The sequence below is a fragment of the uncultured Erythrobacter sp. genome (assembly GCF_947499705.1).
Lineage (GTDB): Bacteria > Pseudomonadota > Alphaproteobacteria > Sphingomonadales > Sphingomonadaceae > Erythrobacter.
The window spans coordinates 328,559-346,863 of sequence record NZ_CANMPJ010000001.1 but is presented as its reverse complement, the minus strand read 5'-3'; the positions used below and the strand labels follow the sequence as shown (position 1 = coordinate 346,863).

Sequence of the window (18,305 nt, the reverse complement as noted above, 5' to 3'; positions counted from 1 at the left end):
ACGTCATGCTGCCAATTCAGCGTTCTTCAACCGTGTTGCGCCAACCGTATGCGCAAACTCCTACTCGCTTGCAATGGCGTAGGAAAGCAGGCGGAATCCCTCGGGTTCATCCAGCCAGAAATTCACCCGGTCTGCCGCGATGATCGCCCAGAGCTTTCCATCACCTGCAGCCGATGCCTGATCGATGTCCGATGGTTCCGCCCTGCCATTAGGGTGTGAATGGAAGTAGCCGAGTACCTCCGGGCCACCGCCACGTTCGACGCGGTACGCGTCGATCAACGCTTGCGGGTCGATCTCGAAATGGGTTGCAGGGCTTGGGTGGACGTTGCGGGTTTCGATTGCACCAGTGATGCGATTGTTTTTGCCCAGCAGGATGCCGCAGGCCTCGTTGGGAAGCGCAGATGCTGCGGCCTGCTGCATCGCGGTCATTGCCCCACTTGTCACCTCGATAAGCATCGCGCATGGCCCTAGCATGTCCGCTGAGGAAATCATCACCGGCACGATCTCCACCCCTGCCCGCCTCGACAAGGCGCTGGCCGAGGTGACCGAGCTTTCGCGGGCCCGGGTGCAGGCGCTGATCGCCGAGGGGCTGGTGCAGCTGGACGGGACGCCAGTCCAATCCCCCTCAGCCAAAGCCCGCGAAGGCGCGCTTTTCGCGATCACTGTCCCGGCGACCATCGAGCCAGAAGCCAGACCGCAGGACATCCCCCTCGACATCACTTTCGAGGATGAGCACCTGATCGTGGTCAACAAGCCTGCGGGAATGGTTGTGCACCCGGCGGCCGGCAATCCCGATGGCACATTGGTCAACGCTGTCCTCTATCACTGCCGAGGCCAACTCTCGGGTATCGGCGGGGTCGCCCGCCCTGGGATCGTCCACCGGATCGACAAGGACACGTCAGGCCTTCTGGTGGTCGCCAAATCCGATGCGGCGCATGAAGGGCTTGCCGCGCAATTTGCCGAGCACAGCGTCCACCGGCGCTATCTCGCCGTGTGCGGTGGCCACCCTACTCCAACCGAAGGCACAATCTCGGGTCGAATCGGTCGGTCAGACGCCAATCGCAAGAAAATGGCTGTGCTCGACAAGAATTCCTCACGCGGCAAACATGCGGTTACCCATTACAAGCTGATTGAACGGCTCGAATCGAGTGCGCTGATCGAATGCAGGCTCGAAACCGGGCGAACCCACCAAGTGCGCGTTCACTGCGCGTCAATCGGCCATGCGCTAATAGGAGATCAAGTCTACGGCAACACGCCCAAACCCCTCAAATCGGTGCTGAAATCGCTTCAATTTAGGAGGCAGGCGCTGCACGCGGCGGAGTTGGGATTTATTCACCCTTTGACACAAGAAACCGTCAAGTTCGAAGCCGCATTGCCGCCCGATATGCGGGAACTAATCGACGAACTTATACGTTGTAATCGATGAATAGCGCACCCAAATGCGCCTATCTCGCGTATATGTAACCAAGTGGCCCGATTTGACGGATGCCCATCAGGGGTCCGGCACGAGTGGTCGACACTAGAAAGGTTAGGAAAAAAGTGAGCAAGTCACCGTCTGTACCGGCCCTGAGCGGCGAGCAAAGCCTCAACCGCTATCTGTCGGAAATCAAAAAATACCCTGTGCTGACCGCCGAGCAGGAATACATGCTCGCCAAGCGTTATGCCGAACATGAAGATCCCGAAGCCGCTGCGCAGCTGGTTTCGAGCCATCTGCGGCTCGTGGCCAAGATTGCGATGGGCTATCGCGGATACGGCCTGCCCGTCAGCGACCTCATTTCCGAAGGGAATGTTGGACTGATGCAGGGTGTGAAGAAGTTCGAGCCCGATCGTGGTTTCCGCCTCGCGACTTACGCGATGTGGTGGATCAAAGCCTCGATGCAGGAATTTATCCTGCGCAGCTGGTCGCTCGTGAAAATGGGCACCACCGCCGCTCAGAAAAAGCTGTTCTTCAACCTTCGCCGGATGAAGAAGCAGCTCGAGGCCTACGAAGACACTGACCTGTCGCCCGAAGATGTGACGAAGATCGCAACCGACCTCGGCGTGCCCGAGCAGGAAGTGATCAACATGAACCGCCGGATGATGATGGGCGGCGACGGCTCGCTCAACACGCCGATGCGCAATGGCGAAGACGGGTCGGGCGAATGGCAGGATTGGCTGACCGATGATCGTCCTTTGCAGGACGAAACGGTCGCTGACGCTGAAGAGGCGACTGTCCGGCACGAAATGCTGGTCGAGGCGATGGACTCGCTCAATGAGCGCGAGCAGCACATCCTGACCGAACGTCGCCTGACGGAAAAGCCGCAGACGCTCGAAGAACTGTCGCAGGTCTATGACGTCTCGCGCGAGCGTATCCGTCAGATCGAAGTACGTGCGTTTGAAAAGCTGCAGAAAGCGATGCAGCGGATCGCGGGAGACCGGTTGATGCCGGGAATGGCGTAAACCTAACTTGGCAAGCGCTCGATCAGAGCGTCGAATACTGAAACATCGAAGCGCCGGGGGTTCTCCTCCGGCGCTTTGCTTTTGATTTCAGCCAAGAGATTATCGCGGTCCGGAAACTCCCACCTTACGCAGTCCGAAAGCACGTCCGACACTGCTGAAAACCACTCGATCAGATGCGGCTGTAAAGCCAGATGCTGTTCGAAATTGCCGCGTCGGCGGGTTGCGTCACCTTCTTTCTGAGCGCGCGCGAGAATAGGATCGATCCGCTTCACCAAATAAAGGTCGGCAAAGCCCAACCTCCGCTCTTCTATCGCCTTGCGCACGAACAAGCGCGCGTGAGCAAACTTGTCGAGCCACGCAAAGCCCGCCCGTTCCATGCACCACGAATAGTGGATCTTCATCGGATCAGTGTCGCAGATCGCGAACCCATGCTCACGCTCGATTGCGAGCGCCATCTGGAACTTCCTGACGTTGTGCTCCGCCCAAAAGTGAGCATGGGCGTCAAGGCTGGCGTCGGCGCCAGGTCGGTCACCCTTCACGGGAATTTCAGGCACCCAGCGCCCATCACCGAACTGCCGGGCAAATGTAGTCTTGCCCGCAGCGCTGATGCCTTCAGCCACAATGATCATGCTAACTCCCGGATGCTTGAGATCAGCGCCGCTGATCTTGCACTACTGCCCCGGAGCCAGATCGAGCACCGCAGCGATCATCGCCTGCGTGCCGAGCGTCACGCTCTCACGCGGGGACACCTTAAACAGTGGCGAATGGTGCGAAGGCACTGCTGGACCGCCCGCTTCTTCAGCGTCAAAGGCTGCCTGCGGCGTCCCCCCGACAGAGAAGTAATAACCCGGCACGTCCAGTTCCTCGGTCACGAAGTACGCAAAGTCCTCCGCGCCCATGCCCTTTTGCTCCCATGGCACGAACGTTTCCTCACCAAGTTCGCGCTTCATAACCGCATTGAGGCGGCGCGCCAGTTCGGGATCGTTGTTGGTCACGGGAGTGCCTTCACTCACACTCACCTGCACCGGCAGATCATCGGGCAGGCCATGTGCTTTACCGATATTGACCGCGATCCGCTCAATCGACGCTAGCAACTGCGCGCGGGTATCCTCGTCATTTGCTCGCACGGTCAACTGCAATGCGGCCTGGTCGGAGATGATATTGTGCTTCGAACCTGCATGGAACGAGCCTACCGTGATCACAGCGGGTCTAAGTGGCTGAATCTCGCGGCTGACGATCGATTGCAGCGCCGTGACGATCTGCGATGCGATATAGACCGGGTCCTTGCCGCGATGCGGGCTCGCGCCGTGCGCGCCGACGCCAGGAACGGTGATATCGACCGAATCCGCGCTCGAATATTGGATCCCTTCAGAGGCCGACAGTTTGCCCGTCGCCATCCCCGAGTTGACATGGAAGGCGAGCGCATAGTCGGGTTTGCCGAAACGGTCATACAGACCGTCCGCGATCATCGCCTTGGCCCCGCCCACGCGCTCTTCGGCTGGCTGGACGACGAACATCAGCGTGCCGCTCCACTGATCCTTCATTGCCATCAGGCGTCGCGCCGTGCCAACCATCGACGTGATATGCACGTCATGGCCGCAGGCGTGCATGACCGGATATTCCTGTCCGTCCTGACCAACTTGCATTGCGGTAGAGGCGTATTCGAGGCCTGATTTCTCGATCACCGGTAAGCCGTCCATATCCGCGCGCAGCAGGATCAGCGGCCCTTCACCGTTGCGCACCATGCCAACGACACCCGTGCCGCCGACATTCTCAGTCACCTCGACACCCGCCGCGCGAAGCTCATCCGCCATGCGCTTGGCAGTCGCCGTTTCGAGGAAAGACAGCTCGGGGTTTTGATGGAAATGGACGAAAAGCGGCTCAAGGTAAGCGTCGTAATCGGCGGCGACAGCCTGCGCGACATCATGGTCATCGGCGAATGCTGGAGCGCCTAGCGAGGTTACGGAAAGAGCGAGGACGGCGGCGGCAGTGGGGAAAAGACGCATGAAAAACTCCCTGAAAAGTCTGGTGACCGTCCAAGCACGGCTAAGCGCGCGCTGCAAGACGGGCATGATTGCACAGCACGCGAAGCGCACCTAAATGCTTCGCTGACCATGATCCGCACCGCCGCACGCCTCTTCGCCAAAGCTATCCTGTGGTTCATCGGGCTGAGCCTTGCGCTGGTAATCGCGTTTAAGTGGCTGCCGGTGCCCGTCACAGCGACGATGCTGATGGACGGGAATGGCATCACTAAGGATTGGGAAAGCCTCGATAATATAGATCCCAACCTCGTCGCAGCGGTCATCGCTGCGGAAGACAGCAAGTTCTGCTCGCATAGTGGTTTCGACACCGAAGCCATCGAAAAAGCCATCGAAAACAATCGGAACGGAGGACGCATCCGCGGAGCCTCCACCATCACTCAGCAGACGGCGAAGAACGTGTTCCTTTGGCAGGGCGGCGGCTATTTCCGCAAAGGGCTGGAAGCCTATTTCACCTTTTGGATCGAGAATGTCTGGGGCAAACGGCGGATCATGGAGGTGTATCTCAACATCGCCGAAACCGGGATCGGCACTTATGGCGCAGAGGCCGGAGCGCAGCGTTACTTCGGCAAGTCCGCCGCGCGCCTTTCCGCTGACGAAGCCAGCCGCATGGCCGCCGCTCTGCCTTTGCCAAAGGAACGCTCGGTCAAGAATCCGTCAGGGTGGCTTGCGCGCCACGGTAACACGATTGAAGCGCGGATCGGCGTCGTGAAACGTGACGGCCTCGATTCCTGCGTTTATCAATAACCTCAATGGGGCACGCACATTCACACCATCACGGGCACGATCATGGTCATGACCATGCTCATGGCCACGGTCACAGCCATGCGCCTGCCGATTTCGGGCGTGCTTTTGCCATCGGCGTGGCGCTCAATACGGCATTTGTGGTGGTCGAGGCGACCTTTGGATTTCTCTACGGGTCGATGGCGCTGGTCGCGGATGCTGGACACAATCTGTCCGACGTGCTGGCGCTGCTGCTCGCATGGGGGGCGAGCATTGCCGCCAAGAAACCGCCTTCGGCCCGCTACACTTACGGCTTCAAGAGCTCCACGATCCTCGCCGCGCTGGCCAACGCCCTGCTGCTAGCGGTCGCAATCGGGGCGATCCTGTTCGAAACATTCCACCGCCTGTTCGAACCGCAAGAGCCGCAAGGCATGGTCATGGTGATCGTCGCTGGGATCGGCATCGCGATCAACGCCTTCACCGCCTTCCTCTTCATGCGCGGTCAGGAAGATCTCAATATCAGAGGCGCTTACCTGCATATGGCCGCCGACGCTTTGGTGTCGGCCGGTGTGGTCGTTGCAGGACTGGTAATCCTGTTCACCGGGTTGTGGTGGATCGACCCGCTCGTCAGCCTCGCCATTGTCGCGATGATAGCCTGGGGCACGTGGGGCCTGGCCAAAGACAGCCTGAAAATGGGCTTACTTGCAGTCCCTGCAAGCATTGACGTGGAGGACGTGCGCCGTCATTTGGCAGGGCTTGAAGGGGTTGAGGCGGTGCACGATTTGCATATCTGGCCAATGTCGACGACGGAGACGGCACTGACCGCGCATCTGGTGATGCCGGGCGCACCGTGCTCTGACGGATTCCTGCGCGAAATCAGCCGTTCACTCGAAGCGAAATTCGGCATCGGGCATTCGACGTTGCAGGTAGAACGCGGCACCGACGATGATCCGTGCGGGACCGACTGTTGATGGCTGCGCATCCGACCCCTGCAACCGCCGAAGCGCGCGAAGCTCTGCGTGCCGCCATGGCGAGGCTGGCCGATGGCGACAAATCAGCGCTCGAGGAGATTTATGCGTCAACTCGGGTGAAACTGTTCGGCATTTGCCTTCGTATCTTGGGTGACAGGAAAGAAGCAGAAGACGCCTTGCAGGACGTGTACGTAAACCTTTGGCAGAGAGCCGACCGGTATGATCCGGAGCGCGCGAGCCCGATTTCGTGGCTGGCGACGTTTGCGCGCAACCGCGCGATCGACCGTCTGCGTACTGGCAAGGTTCGCGGCGGGGCTGTCCCTGTCGAAGAGGCCGCGCCTTTGCCTGACGAAGCCCCCCTTGCTGATGCTCTGCTAATCGATGCCGAGCGCTCGGCGCAAATTCACATCTGCCTCGGCAAACTGGATGACAATGTTCAGCAGCATATCCGCGGCGCGTTTTTTGATGGCAAAACCTACGGTCAGCTGGCCGAAGCTGCCGATGTGCCGCTGGGCACCATGAAAAGCTGGATCCGCCGCGCGCTGATGAAGCTGCGGGCTTGCCTGGAGGCGAGTGAATGAGCGGTACAGACGACATGGACCCGATGGAAAACCGCGACGACAAGACCCTTGCGGCGGAGTTTTCGCTGGGCTTGCTCGAAGGCGAGGAATTGCTCGACGCGCGTGGGCGATTGGCGACTGACGAAGACTTTGCCTGGCGCAAGGAATGGTGGGACAATTGGTTTGTGCCGCTTTCCGACGAAGTCGGCGGTGCCGAACCCAGTGCGGAGGTATGGAAGCGGATCGAAGCGCGTCTTGCGGCTCAAGACAGCGCGGATGTGATCGCGGCACCGAGCGCCGCCTCAATCGCCTCGAACGACAATGTCGTGGAATTGCAGAGCAGCCTCCGCCGGTGGAAATGGACCGCCGGGTTTACTTCGGCTGCGGCCGCAATTGCGCTGGCCGTCATGACGTTTGCGCCCGGTAGCGCTCCGCCTTCCGAGACGCCCACGAATGTCGCCTCTGCTGATCCTTTGATGGCAACGGTGCCAATAGGCGACACCGGTTTGCGGCTGGACGTGACTTACATGCCCGAAGGCGAGCGCATGCTCGTGACGGCGATTGGCCTGACACCCGACGGCGTTCACGACCACGAGCTGTGGTTGGTCCCGGCAGAAGGTGACCTGCAATCGCTCGGAGTGGTCGCGCCCGGCGAAGTCGTGAGCATGGACCTGCCAGAAGACGTCGCGCGCAATATTCTGGATGGCTCACAGGTCGTGCTCACGCGCGAACCGCTCGGCGGGAAACCGGAAGGCGAAGACGCCGGACCGGTCGTAGCCGAAGGCGCATTCAGCCAGGTTTGATCGCAGGTTTACTAAAGACCGGCGCAAGCGCTTTTCCCGAGGGTAGCGCAGGCAATTTTCGAACAATTTGCAATTATTGCGCATCCGCATTGGAGGCATGTGCGTAGCTCCAGCGCAAGACCGGGAGGGCTTGCAGACATAAGGAGATACCAATGCCTGTACCCCCCAAGAAGTTTAAAGCCGCCATCTTTGCTGCTGTTGCCGCGACCACCGGTCTTGCCGCTGTCGCTACCGCTCCGGCCATCGCGCACAAGCGTGCGGCCCAAACGCAAAGCCCCGATATTGTCCAGACCGCTGTGAGCACCGGCGTCCACACGACTCTAGTCGCCGCCGTTCAGGCCGCTGGCCTGGTCGACACGCTGTCGAGCCCTGGCCCTTTAACAGTTTTCGCTCCTACCGACACCGCCTTTGCCAAGCTTCCGGACGGAACCGTTGCAACGCTTGTGAAGCCTGAGAACAAAGGCACGCTGCAAGGCATCCTGACGTACCATGCGGTCGCTGGTAACGTGAGCAGCGGCGACCTCGTCAAACTGATCAACAAGCATGGCGGCGAAGCCACCATCAAGACCGTCGCAGGCGGCACCCTGACCGCACGGCTCGCCGGTGACAAGATCATCATTACGGACGCCAAGGGCCGCGCCACAGCCGTCACCCAAGCCGACGTGCAGACCTCGAATGGCGTAATCCATGTGACCGACGGAGTGTTCCTGCCGGCCTGATCTTACACCCCTCTCCAGTTTGCGCTGCCCCGCCGTTCCCCCTCCCACCTAGGGGCAGCGCTACCCAGGACCCCGTTCGGCATTCCTCCATGCCGGGCGGGGTTTTGAGTTGGCACGGACTGTTTAGCTAAGCGCGAAGTCGACTGCCGCTGCGGCGTGGATTTCGGTCGTGTCGAACAGCGGCACTTGACTGTCGTTCTGGCTAATGAGCAGAGCGATTTCGGTGCAGCCGAGGATTATCCCTTGCGCGCCCTGTTCGGCCAATCGCTCGATGATTTCGCGATAGGCATCGCGTGAGCCTTCGATAATCTGGCCCGCCACCAGTTCTTCGTAGATCACTCGGTGGATTTCGGCCCGGTCGCCCTCTTCGGGGATGATCACATCAAGACCGTGATACTCGGTCAAACGCTCCCGGTAGAATCCCTCTTCCATCGTGAACACTGTGCCCAGCAACGCGACCTTGGTCATGCCCTGCTGCGTGATTGCGTCGGCAGCGACGTCGGCGATGTGGATGAACGGCAAAGCGCTCGCTTCTTCGATCTCGTCAGCGAGCTTGTGCATGGTGTTAGTGCAGAGGACGATGCACTCCGCGCCAGCCGCTTCGAGGCTTTCGGCGCTGTCGATCAGAATGTCGGCCAGTGCGTCCCAGTCGCCATCATGCTGTAACCGAGCAATCTCGCCAAAGTTGAGGCTATGCATCACGATCTTGGCCGAATGCGGCGCACCGAGCCGATCGCGCACTGCGCGGTTGATCAGCGCATAGTACTGCGCCGAGCTTTCCCAGCTCATACCGCCGATAAGGCCGATTGTTTTCATGAGCGCTCCATAGGCAGCCATCGCCGCATCTTGGCCTCAAGTAGTCGAACCAAGTGTGCGTCCATGAACTCGTATTCATCAGGTATGTCGAGAACGATAACGCGCTGATCCTTGAGCGTTCTACGAAACTTCGCTTGTAGCTTGTTTCGGTGGGGTCGCTCCATCACGAAGATAAAGTCTGCCCATTCGACCAATTCGTCGCTCAGAGGATTTTCTGCATCGCGGTTCGTTCCCGCGGACAGCGTGTTGATACCCTGAGTATCGGCAAAGATGTGCTCTGCCGTCGGGCTGCGAAGCCTGTTCTGGCTGCAAACAAAAAGGTAGTTGCGGTCTACCAATCAGCCTGGCGGCACTTAAGCCGCCTCTTCCTTCTCGCCATCGTCATCGTTCGAGACAACGCGGATCGGGTCTTTCTTGCCTTCGACCACTTCGCCGTCGATCACGATTTCGCTGACATTCTCCATATCGGGAAGGTCGAACATCGTATCAAGCAGCAGGCCTTCGACGATCGAACGCAGGCCGCGCGCGCCGGTTTTGCGCTTGATTGCGCGTTCGGCGATGGCTTTCAACGCATCGTCGGTAAAGCTCAGTTCCACGTCTTCAAGCTCGAACAGGCGGCGATATTGCTTCACCAGCGCGTTCTTCGGCTCTTGCAGGATCGTGACCAGCGCATCGACATCGAGGTCATGCAGGGTCGCGATCACCGGCAGACGGCCGACGAATTCCGGGATCAGGCCGAATTTCAGCAGATCTTCCGGCTCACTCTTTTCGAGCAGTTCGCCAACCTTGCGCTTGTCTGGGTCCGCGACATGCGCGCCGAAGCCGATTGAGCGTTTCTGAAGGCGGTCGGCGATGATCTTGTCGAGACCGGCAAAGGCCCCGCCGCAGATGAACAGGATGTTCGTCGTATCGACCTGCAGGAATTCCTGCTGCGGATGCTTGCGCCCGCCCTGCGGCGGCACGGAGGCGGTGGTGCCTTCCATCAGCTTCAGCAGGGCCTGCTGCACGCCCTCACCCGACACATCGCGCGTGATCGAGGGGTTTTCGGCCTTGCGCGTGATCTTGTCGATCTCGTCGATATAGACGATGCCGTGCTGCGCCTTTTCGACATTGTAGTCGGACGATTGCAGCAGCTTGAGAATGATGTTTTCGACGTCTTCACCGACATATCCGGCTTCGGTCAGCGTGGTCGCGTCAGCCATCGTGAACGGCACGTCGAACGTGCGAGCAAGCGTCTGTGCGAGCAGCGTCTTACCCGTACCGGTCGGACCGACCAGCAGGATGTTCGACTTGGCGAGTTCAACCTCGCCAGCCTTGCCGCTGTGCTTTAGGCGCTTGTAGTGGTTGTGCACCGCGACCGAGAGATTGCGCTTGGCGCTGTCCTGGCCGATCACATAGTCATTGAGCGTACCGAAGATTTCCGACGGAGTTGGAACTTCGCCTTCTTTCTTCCCGGCAATACCCGCTTTGGTTTCTTCGCGGATGATGTCGTTGCAAAGTTCGACACACTCATCGCAAATAAACACGGTCGGTCCGGCAATCAGCTTGCGCACTTCGTGCTGCGATTTACCGCAGAAGCTGCAATACAGAGTGCTCTTGCTGTCAGATCCGCTCAATTTCGTCATTCCTACTATCCTCGAATCCAGCCGGGCGAATGGCATTCCGGCCCGCCAGATTCGGTGACTCTATCCTGCGCGCCATATGAATCAACACATGGCGCACGTTTTTGGGGCCAGCCCGCCTGCGAAGGCGTGGCTGTATGGCCGATAAAGCACAGTGCTTTGCTGCGCTGTCCCGCCTTGGGCCGCTTAGCACCCAAAGCTTTCGAACTCTTACTCAGGGGCGCCGCCCGAGCCTTCCTTGTCGTCCGATTCTTCATTTTCGGGACGAGTCTCAAAGACTTTGTCGACGAGGCCAAACTTTTTGGCTTCTTCCGCTTCGAGGAAGGTGTCGCGGTCCATCGCCTTTTCAATCTCTTCAAGGCTCTGGCCGGTATATTTCACGTAAAGGTCGTTCATCCGCGATTTGATGCGCAGGATTTCGCGGGCCTGAATCTCGATGTCCGAGGCCATGCCGCGCGCGCCGCCCGAAGGCTGGTGGACCATGATGCGGGCATTGGGCAACGCCACGCGCATCCCCGGCTCACCAGCGGCGAGCAGAAAGCTGCCCATCGAGGCTGCCTGTCCCATGCACACGGTCGAAACGCGCGGCTTGATGTACTGCATCGTATCGTGGATCGCCATGCCGGCAGTGACCACGCCGCCGGGCGAGTTGATATACATGCTGATCGGCTTGGACGGGTTCTCACTCTCGAGGAACAGCAGCTGCGCCGTGATCAGCGACGCCATGCCGTCTTCGACCTGGCCGGTGACGAACACAATGCGTTCGCGCAGCAGGCGGCTGAAAATATCGAAGCTGCGTTCACCCCGGCTGGTCTGCTCGACCACCACTGGCACCAAAGCGCCGGTTTCTGGGTCGGTCGTGAATTGGCCCTGAGAGCCGAATGTGTCGCCGGAATTGCCGAGCAGATCGATCATGAATGGGGTCCTTTTGCGTCTGGTATCGCTATGTCGGACGCGCCTTACGAATCTTCAAGGGCCTTAACCTTTCGCCTTGGGGATATGGATCGCGATCAAGCAGCTTTTCGGCGGCGATCCGGGAAGAACGAGCCAAGCAATCCCGGCTTGCAGCGGATCGTCTCAACGTCTGTCTTGCCGTTGAACAGCAGGCGCACGAGCGCGAAGCGGCGCACCAGCAATTCGTGGATCGCAATCACTGTCGCCGCCGATGCGAGCGTCAACAAAATGAACTCGATCCAGATCGGCCAGTCGATGCTCACCAGCATCTGGCCGTAGATGTAGACGAAGCAGTGGTGGAATAGGTACATCGAGAGCGCGCAATCGGCGAGCCACGCTGTGCGCGGGCCGCCTTCGCTGAAGTATCGATGGAAGAATTGCAGTATGAACAAAACCAGCGTCCAGATTGCGAGCTGATTGAGGAACAACATCACCATGCCCAGCGCGAAGCCTTGATGTGGAAATGCGTAAGGTTGGAACAGGATTGCTGCGGCGGCAGCATATGGCATCCACCAGCGCCACTCCGTCAGCGCTGACAGCAGACGCGGAGAAAGCGCCGCCATCACGCCGATCACGAAGAACGGAAACTCGGCTGTAAGCTTGTACCAGCTCTGGAAGCCCGGGAAGAGCAGTCCATAGGCACCCGGCACCGCGCTTGCAGCGGCGTAGTTGGCGGTGCTCGCGGCAGCAAAGGCAATGAGGCCAAATGCAAACCAGCCGCTGCCACTGATCCGCCGCGCGACGAAGTCCGAAAGCGCAATCGACAGGCGGCGCGGGAATGAGTTTTCGGGCAAGATCACGTGGATCAGCGCCGCCAGCAGGAACATCGGGATCAGGCTCACCAAGAACCACAGATGCAGTTGCCACAGGCCCGAGGACCAAACCTCGGCAAAATCGGCACTGGCGATCCACGTCATGACACCGCCTGCTCCGCCTTCGTCCGTCCAGCGCAGGAAGTGCTCAAGCATGTTGAAAGTCACCGCAATCGCAATCAGCGGAATCGCGGTGCGCAGAAAACGGTTCCACAGGAAGTCGCCTGCATTGCGCCGTGTCAGCAGTAGCACCGCGAAGAACCCGCCGACGAAAAAGAAGGTGGGCGTGATGAACAGGTGCAGACCGAAGATCAGCCAGTCGAAGAAATCATGCCGGGCGACATTGCTCGTGATCGATGGGCGCGCGGGCGCATAAACTGTCCCGGCGTGAAGCGCGACCGAAAGGAACATCAGAACGGAACGCGCGCCATCGATGTCGTGATAGTGCTTGCGAGAGGGGGCAGCGGGGACTGCCGCAGAATGTGTGTCTTGCATCTCTATCCAACAGGGGGTTTCAGATCGTGATACCCTGTCACAGTTCGCGAGATCGGAGAGCGATTCAATCGCTGTTGGATGCCCTGTCCGAGTTTGAAACGTGCAAGCTCGAAAGCGTTTAGGGGGTCGGACTTGCAAGGCCCGGGCAAAACCGCGATCACACTGCGATGAAACGCATTTCCATGATTTCGCTGAGTAGTGTCGCTGCTGTTGCACTCGCCGCCGGGACAGCGTCAGCCGATCACTCAGAAAGCCATGCCGAGTTCGATGCCGAAGCGGATATGGCCAAACGCGTCGAAGCGATCGAAACCCTCAATGGCGGGCCGAACGGGCTCAATGCGGTGATCGCTTATTCCTTCACCGCGGGGTTCAAGGCGCGGGAGATGGCCGATGTCGGAATTCTCAAGGGCCGCAGCGTTCTGGTCAAAGATAATATCGAAACCGAGGAATGGCCGACCACCGCCGGCAGCCTTGCGCTCAAGCACAACTTCACCCGCCGCGACGCGCCACTGATTGCCAATCTGCGCAAATCCGGCGGAGTGGTACTGGGCAAGGCCAACCTTTCGGAATGGGCCAATATCCGTTCGAACGATTCGACCAGCGGTTGGAGCGCTGTTGGAGGGTTGACGCGCAACCCGCATGCAACCGACCGCAACGCCTGCGGCTCGTCCTCGGGCAGCGGTGCGGCTGTCGCAGCTGGAATGGCATGGGGCGCCATCGGAACGGAGACCAACGGTTCGATCACCTGTCCAGCCTCGATCAACGGCGCTGTCGGTTTCAAACCCAGTGTGGGTTTGATCAGCCGGACGCATGTCGTACCGATTTCGAGCACGCAGGACACCGCCGGGCCGATGACGCAGACGGTATACGACGCGGCATTGCTGCTGAGCGCGATTGCCGGCGAAGACGAGGCGGATCCGGTCACGATCGGAGTGCCGCGCATTGCGGACTACACCGAAGGTCTCTCAGACTTTTCACTCGAAGGCGTACGCATTGGCGTGATGCGCAATCAGGTGGGCAATCGGGACGATGTCAAGGCTGTGTTCGGAACGGCGCTAGAGGACCTTGAACGCGCAGGCGCCGTGTTGGTCGACATTGAGTTTGAGATCGACGACGCGATTTGGGAGGACAGCTTCACCATTCTGCTGTTCGAACTGCGAGAGGAGATGGGCAAGTACCTCGGTTCAATCCCGGCAATTGGAGGATCCGGGGACGAGACCGATGCGGATGTTGCACCGCGCAGCCTCGCTGACCTGATCGCCTTCAACAAAGCCAATGCCGACACCGAAATGCGCTGGTTCGATCAGGGAATCTTTCAGGCTGCCGAGGCGAACACCGACCGCGAAGCCTATGAAAAGGCCCTCGCCAATGCGCTGCGGATCGCTGGGCCGGAAACGCTCGACAAGCTGCTCGCCGAAAACGATGTCCAATTCCTTGTTGCCCCGACGCGCGGTCCTAGCTGGGTTAGCGATCTGGTGAATGGCGACAACTTCAACGGCTCAATCGGGTTTGGGAGTCCGGCTGCAATCGCAGGCTATCCGCACCTGACGGTTCCGATGGGGCATATCGAAAGGCTACCGGTTGGGATCAGCTTCTTCGGCGCAAAGTGGGAAGATCATGCGGTTCTGAAAGCAGGCGCAGCCTATGAAAAAGCGCGGACGGCAGAACTGCCCACTCCTTCATTCAAGCCTTGGAGCCCGCAGCCTTAAGCCCCGCCGCGTCGTCGTTCAGGCGACCCGAACTTGCTGCAGGAACTGACTTACCTGCTCGCGCAGTTTGGTCGATTGCTGCGACAGATTGGCAGAGCTTTCCCGCACCTGCGCAGCCGTTGTGCCCGAGGTCATCGACACCTGACTGACATCATCGATGGTGGCGCTAACCGTGGCAGTGTTGCGTGCCGCCAGATCGATGCTGCGAGCAAGGTCCTGGCCTGCCACCGCCTGCTGATCGACGGCGGTCGCAATTGCTATCGCGGTGGATTCGAGCGCGACCACTTCCTCTGCGATCTGACCAAGAGCTGTCGCGCTTTCGCCAGTCGATGCCTGCATATCGCGGATCAGGACTTCTACCTCTTCGGTCGCGCGTGCGGTCTGAACCGCGAGCTCTTTCACTTCACTTGCGACCACCGCAAACCCCCGGCCAGCTTCGCCGCCACGTGCCGCTTCGATGGACGCGTTAAGGGCAAGTAGGTTGGTGCGCTGTGCGATCCCGGCGATCACCTCAATGATTTGGCTGATGCGGTCGGCTGAATTCGTCAAACCGGCGACTGTTTCGTCTGCCTTGCTCGCGGCTTCTGCGGCCTTTCGCGCACGCTCCGACGATGACGTGGCTTGACGGCTGACTTCAGTGATCGACATCGCAAACTCGTCGGTCGCCGACGCTGCCCCGGTGATTCCGGCCGACGCCTGTTTGAGATTGTCGTTCGCTTCGGAAACCGTGCTCGATGATGCATCGACATGGCCAGCCAATTCCACTGCTGCCGAGTGCATCTGGTCCGACGTCGCCGCCACTTCGGTTGCCACGTCGCTGACGGTTTTCTCGAACTGATCCGCCAGCGATTTGAGCAAAGCGGACTGCTTGCGCCGCTGCTCCTCGCGTTCTTCTTCAATGTCACGCTGACGGCTCAACTCTCGGTCATGCTGTAATTGAGCCTCTTCCGCCGCCTTGTGCTGGACTTGCCGGAGAACGTTCAAAGCCTTCGCGAGCGTTCCAATTTCATCATCGCGTGTAGAGCCAGGAATGTCGTGATCGGTTTCACCTGCAGCGATCTGTTCGCTGACACTGCTGATCCGAGCGATCGGTTCAACCACTCGGCGCGAGACGATCTTCTTACCCAACATCACCAGTCCGAGCGCTGCGATCACACCAACAAGCAGTGCAGCAATCAGCGTGTGGATTTGGGTCAATCCCTCGCCGGAATGCTCCGCTACTTGCGTCGCCGCTTTCTCACGCACCGCCACGACGTCCGCGATCGTCGTGTCGAGCGCATCGTAGCGCGGACCGAGGAAAGACTCCTGCTCTACCATGCTGCGTGGAGCGTCGCGTACTTCGATCAGCAGCGTTTCGATGTTGCGCAGACCAGCATCAAGTTCAGCGACTTGCTGAATGAATTCGGGATCAAGCGAGGCAGCGCTTTTGCGAAGTTGCTTGTTCATCTCGACGGCACTGCGAGCCTGCTCAATCGACAAAGCGATGGTTTCGGCATCGTATCCGCGCGCACGGTATGCTCCCATATTGTCTTTCGACAGAGTGACCTGGCGCGTCATTTGGGCGGTCAGGAATGCGACATCGGTCAGATTCGACAGCGCCGATGATCGTTGCTCGATCCGAATAGTGCCAACGGTGGCGACAGCGCCGAGTATCAGCACAAGCAGCGCGAACAGATTGAATATCCGCCCCGTTTGCGACTGGATCGAACCGCGCTGCAGCCAATTCTCAAACCGCTGAACTATCCGCGAGCCTGCCATTTTTCGAAGATTCCCCTGAGCGCCCGGGCCATCCCGGCCTAGGTATTCTGTCTTACGTTGTCAGACACACTTAGCTCTTCGTGGTTAAGGACTTCTAATTCGAGGCATGGAGTTTTGGGATTGAGCAGCTACCCCAACCGCTCATCATCGGACGCCGATGCCACACAGAAAAAGGCGCAGACAGTCATCCTGCCCGCGCCTTTTTCTGTGTTCATCCTGTCAGCACCCAACGGCGCCAACCGATGTAACTGATCAGTCTGCCTTTTTGGCCGGCGCCTTCTTGGCCGCTGGCTTCTTGGCAGGAGCCTTTTTAGCTGGCGCTTTCTTGGCTGCTGGCTTTGCCGCGGTTTTGGCCGGGGCCTTTTTGGCGGCTGGTTTCTTGGCCGGAGCTTTCTTCGCTGGTGCCTTCTTCTCAGCCGGGGCTTCGTCCTTCTTAGCGGGAGCCTTTTTCGCTGGAGCCTTCTTAGCCGCTGGCTTTTTCGCCGGGGCCTTCTTCTTGGCAGCGGGCTTGGCTTTCGCCTTCTCCGCTTCGACGTCTTCATCAGCTTCGATTGCGGCTTGCAATTCGTCCTGTGTCACTTCGCGCTCGGTGACTTCGGCCTTGTCGAACAGGAAGTCGACGACCTTGTCTTCATAGAGAGGCGCGCGCAGTTGAGCTGCGGCCATTGGCTCCTGCTGGATATACTGCATGAAGCGCTCGCGATCTTCCTCGCGATATTGCTGCGCAGCTTGCTGCACCAGCATCTGCATTTCCTGCTGCGTCACTTCGACGCCGTTCGCCTGACCGATTTCGGACAGGAGCAGGCCAAGCCGCACGCGGCGTTCCGCGATTGCCTTGTAGTCGTCCTTTTCGTCTTCAATCTGCTTGAGAGCGTCTTCAGGATTTTCTTCCTTGGCCGCTTCTTGCTGCAACTGGGCCCAGATCTGCTCGAACTCGGCATCGACCATCGTCGCAGGCACTTCAAAATCGTGGCCTGCCGCCAACTGATCAAGCAGTGAGCGCTTCATCTGTGTGCGGGTGAGACCAGCGGTCTGCTGTTCCAGCTGACCTTTCATGATCTCTTGCAGTTTTTCGAGGCTATCGAGGCCGAGGTTCTTGGCGAACTCATCGTCAATCTTGGTGTCAGTTTCGACCTTCACCTGCTTTACGGTGATGTCGAAAGTCGCTTCCTTACCGGCGAGGTTTTCCGCCTGGTAGTCTTCTGGGAAGGTGACGGTGATGACTTTTTCATCGCCAGTCTTCGCGCCGGTCAGCTGTTCTTCGAAGCCCGGAATGAACGCGCCTGACCCGATTACCAGTGGAGCGTCTTCGGCCTTGCCACCTTCGAACTCTTCGCCGTCCAGTTTGCCGACAAAATCGATGATCAGCTGATCGCCTTCGGCAGCCTTCTTGGTCTTGGCGGCGTCTTTGTAGCTCTTGTTCTGGCCTGCAATGTTGCCGATCGCTTCTTCGATCTGCTCGTCTGTCACCGGAACGACCAGCTTTTCGAGCTTCAGGCCATCGGTGCTTGGCGCTTCAATGACCGGCAGAACTTCCAGTTCAACCGTGATCTCGGCGTCCTTGCCTTCTTCATAGCCTTCGCCAAGCTCGATCTTCGGCTGCATCGCGGGACGCAGTTCCTCGTCCTTGATCAAAGCGTCGACCGAATCGCGAATCGCATCGTTGACGGTCTGACCGTGAATCTGCTCTCCATGCATTTTCTTGACGAGGTTCGCGGGCACCTTGCCGGGGCGGAAGCCGGGCATCTTCACCTGCGGAGCGATCTTCTTGATCTCCGCGTCGATCTTGTCCGCGATCTCGGCGGCGGTGATCGTGATCAGGTAGGCGCGCTTGAGCCCTTCGTTGCTGGTCTGCTTGGTTTGCATGGGGACTGTATTGAAACCT

General features: G+C 59.2%; 18 protein-coding genes. 8 read left to right on the top strand and 10 right to left on the bottom strand.

From position 1 onward, the window contains the following. Positions 1-60: 60 nt before the first annotated feature. Positions 61-474 (bottom strand): M67 family metallopeptidase, encoded by a 414-nt coding sequence (locus tag Q0837_RS01485; RefSeq protein WP_298464324.1) that lies wholly within the window; start codon positions 472-474, stop codon positions 61-63. Here Q0837_RS01485 and Q0837_RS01480 point away from each other — a divergent pair. Both Q0837_RS01480 and rpoH read left to right on the top strand, forming a co-directional pair. Beyond that, on the top strand, positions 473-1,426 hold the full coding sequence (locus tag Q0837_RS01480) for an RluA family pseudouridine synthase (RefSeq protein ID WP_298464321.1): 954 nt from the start codon (positions 473-475) through the stop codon (positions 1,424-1,426). The genes Q0837_RS01485 and Q0837_RS01480 overlap by 2 nt on opposite strands. A gap of 59 nt (positions 1,427-1,485) precedes the next feature. Continuing rightward, a complete protein-coding gene (gene rpoH, locus Q0837_RS01475) occupies positions 1,486-2,439 on the top strand; it encodes an RNA polymerase sigma factor RpoH (protein ID WP_298464318.1) in 954 nt (317 codons plus the stop codon). A gap of 2 nt (positions 2,440-2,441) precedes the next feature. Here rpoH and Q0837_RS01470 read toward each other — a convergent pair whose 3' ends face one another. Next, positions 2,442-3,068, bottom strand: coding sequence for a hypothetical protein (locus Q0837_RS01470; RefSeq protein WP_298464315.1), 627 nt, complete (start codon positions 3,066-3,068; stop codon positions 2,442-2,444). 42 nt (positions 3,069-3,110) lie between these two features. After that, positions 3,111-4,445, bottom strand: a complete 1,335-nt coding sequence (locus tag Q0837_RS01465; protein ID WP_298464313.1) for a M20 family metallopeptidase — start codon at positions 4,443-4,445, stop codon at positions 3,111-3,113. A 108-nt stretch (positions 4,446-4,553) separates the two neighbouring features. Between Q0837_RS01465 and mtgA the strand changes: the two genes are divergently transcribed. The 5 genes from mtgA to Q0837_RS01440 all read left to right on the top strand — a co-directional run bounded on the left by mtgA (position 4,554) and on the right by Q0837_RS01440 (position 8,254). Then, complete coding sequence (mtgA, locus tag Q0837_RS01460; RefSeq protein ID WP_298464310.1) at positions 4,554-5,225, top strand: monofunctional biosynthetic peptidoglycan transglycosylase; 672 nt, start codon at positions 4,554-4,556, stop codon at positions 5,223-5,225. A 5-nt stretch (positions 5,226-5,230) separates the two neighbouring features. Next, complete coding sequence (locus Q0837_RS01455) at positions 5,231-6,172, top strand: cation diffusion facilitator family transporter (protein WP_298464307.1); 942 nt, start codon at positions 5,231-5,233, stop codon at positions 6,170-6,172. After that, the gene (locus Q0837_RS01450; RefSeq protein ID WP_298464304.1) at positions 6,172-6,753 is read left to right on the top strand and encodes a sigma-70 family RNA polymerase sigma factor; all 582 of its coding nucleotides are present in this window, start codon (positions 6,172-6,174) and stop codon (positions 6,751-6,753) included. Before Q0837_RS01455 ends, Q0837_RS01450 begins: the two co-directional genes overlap by 1 nt. Then, entirely contained in the window at positions 6,750-7,535 is a 786-nt protein-coding gene (locus tag Q0837_RS01445) for an anti-sigma factor (protein WP_298464300.1), read from the top strand. The genes Q0837_RS01450 and Q0837_RS01445 overlap by 4 nt, the downstream gene beginning before the upstream one ends. Positions 7,536-7,687: 152 nt before the next feature. After that, positions 7,688-8,254, top strand: coding sequence for a fasciclin domain-containing protein (locus tag Q0837_RS01440; RefSeq protein WP_298464298.1), 567 nt, complete (start codon positions 7,688-7,690; stop codon positions 8,252-8,254). Between the two features lie 123 nt (positions 8,255-8,377). Here Q0837_RS01440 and Q0837_RS01435 read toward each other — a convergent pair whose 3' ends face one another. From Q0837_RS01435 to Q0837_RS01415, 5 genes are all read right to left on the bottom strand, one after another. Continuing rightward, positions 8,378-9,070, bottom strand: a complete 693-nt coding sequence (locus tag Q0837_RS01435; protein WP_298464296.1) for an aspartate/glutamate racemase family protein — start codon at positions 9,068-9,070, stop codon at positions 8,378-8,380. Continuing rightward, positions 9,067-9,408: a phosphotyrosine protein phosphatase gene (locus Q0837_RS01430; protein ID WP_298464293.1), complete on the bottom strand. Its 342-nt coding sequence runs from the start codon at positions 9,406-9,408 to the stop codon at positions 9,067-9,069. The genes Q0837_RS01435 and Q0837_RS01430 overlap by 4 nt, the downstream gene beginning before the upstream one ends. Positions 9,409-9,423: 15 nt before the next feature. Then, entirely contained in the window at positions 9,424-10,695 is a 1,272-nt protein-coding gene (gene clpX / locus Q0837_RS01425; protein ID WP_298464291.1) for an ATP-dependent Clp protease ATP-binding subunit ClpX, read from the bottom strand. Between the two features lie 207 nt (positions 10,696-10,902). After that, positions 10,903-11,607, bottom strand: a complete 705-nt coding sequence (locus Q0837_RS01420; RefSeq protein ID WP_298464289.1) for an ATP-dependent Clp protease proteolytic subunit — start codon at positions 11,605-11,607, stop codon at positions 10,903-10,905. 95 nt (positions 11,608-11,702) lie between these two features. Further along, positions 11,703-12,953, bottom strand: coding sequence for an acyltransferase family protein (locus Q0837_RS01415; protein WP_298464286.1), 1,251 nt, complete (start codon positions 12,951-12,953; stop codon positions 11,703-11,705). Positions 12,954-13,120: 167 nt separating this feature from the next. On the opposite strand from Q0837_RS01415, the gene Q0837_RS01410 reads away from it, so the two are divergent. After that, complete coding sequence (locus tag Q0837_RS01410) at positions 13,121-14,662, top strand: amidase (protein ID WP_298464283.1); 1,542 nt, start codon at positions 13,121-13,123, stop codon at positions 14,660-14,662. 18 nt (positions 14,663-14,680) lie between these two features. Here Q0837_RS01410 and Q0837_RS01405 read toward each other — a convergent pair whose 3' ends face one another. Both Q0837_RS01405 and tig read right to left on the bottom strand, forming a co-directional pair. Then, positions 14,681-16,420, bottom strand: coding sequence for a methyl-accepting chemotaxis protein (locus Q0837_RS01405; RefSeq protein ID WP_298464280.1), 1,740 nt, complete (start codon positions 16,418-16,420; stop codon positions 14,681-14,683). A gap of 252 nt (positions 16,421-16,672) precedes the next feature. After that, positions 16,673-18,286, bottom strand: a complete 1,614-nt coding sequence (gene tig, locus Q0837_RS01400) for a trigger factor (protein WP_298464278.1) — start codon at positions 18,284-18,286, stop codon at positions 16,673-16,675. Between the last annotated feature and the right edge of the window lie 19 nt (positions 18,287-18,305).

Excerpts from the sequence above, each read along its gene's own strand:
- clpX (WP_298464291.1), bottom strand. The coding sequence starts at position 10,695 with ATGACGAAATTGAGCGGATCTGACAGCAAGAGCACTCTGTATTGCAGC.
- Q0837_RS01480 (WP_298464321.1), top strand. The coding sequence starts at position 473 with ATGTCCGCTGAGGAAATCATCACCGGCACGATCTCCACCCCTGCCCGC.
- Q0837_RS01420 (WP_298464289.1), bottom strand. The coding sequence starts at position 11,607 with ATGATCGATCTGCTCGGCAATTCCGGCGACACATTCGGCTCTCAGGGC.
- mtgA (WP_298464310.1), top strand. The coding sequence starts at position 4,554 with ATGATCCGCACCGCCGCACGCCTCTTCGCCAAAGCTATCCTGTGGTTC.
- Q0837_RS01445 (WP_298464300.1), top strand. The coding sequence starts at position 6,750 with ATGAGCGGTACAGACGACATGGACCCGATGGAAAACCGCGACGACAAG.
- Q0837_RS01485 (WP_298464324.1), bottom strand. The coding sequence starts at position 474 with ATGCTAGGGCCATGCGCGATGCTTATCGAGGTGACAAGTGGGGCAATG.
- tig (WP_298464278.1), bottom strand. The coding sequence starts at position 18,286 with ATGCAAACCAAGCAGACCAGCAACGAAGGGCTCAAGCGCGCCTACCTG.
- Q0837_RS01415 (WP_298464286.1), bottom strand. The coding sequence starts at position 12,953 with ATGCAAGACACACATTCTGCGGCAGTCCCCGCTGCCCCCTCTCGCAAG.
- Q0837_RS01465 (WP_298464313.1), bottom strand. The coding sequence starts at position 4,445 with ATGCGTCTTTTCCCCACTGCCGCCGCCGTCCTCGCTCTTTCCGTAACC.
- Q0837_RS01455 (WP_298464307.1), top strand. The coding sequence starts at position 5,231 with ATGGGGCACGCACATTCACACCATCACGGGCACGATCATGGTCATGAC.
- Q0837_RS01440 (WP_298464298.1), top strand. The coding sequence starts at position 7,688 with ATGCCTGTACCCCCCAAGAAGTTTAAAGCCGCCATCTTTGCTGCTGTT.
- Q0837_RS01435 (WP_298464296.1), bottom strand. The coding sequence starts at position 9,070 with ATGAAAACAATCGGCCTTATCGGCGGTATGAGCTGGGAAAGCTCGGCG.
- rpoH (WP_298464318.1), top strand. The coding sequence starts at position 1,486 with ATGCCCATCAGGGGTCCGGCACGAGTGGTCGACACTAGAAAGGTTAGG.
- Q0837_RS01405 (WP_298464280.1), bottom strand. The coding sequence starts at position 16,420 with ATGGCAGGCTCGCGGATAGTTCAGCGGTTTGAGAATTGGCTGCAGCGC.
- Q0837_RS01450 (WP_298464304.1), top strand. The coding sequence starts at position 6,172 with ATGGCTGCGCATCCGACCCCTGCAACCGCCGAAGCGCGCGAAGCTCTG.
- Q0837_RS01470 (WP_298464315.1), bottom strand. The coding sequence starts at position 3,068 with ATGATCATTGTGGCTGAAGGCATCAGCGCTGCGGGCAAGACTACATTT.
- Q0837_RS01410 (WP_298464283.1), top strand. The coding sequence starts at position 13,121 with ATGAAACGCATTTCCATGATTTCGCTGAGTAGTGTCGCTGCTGTTGCA.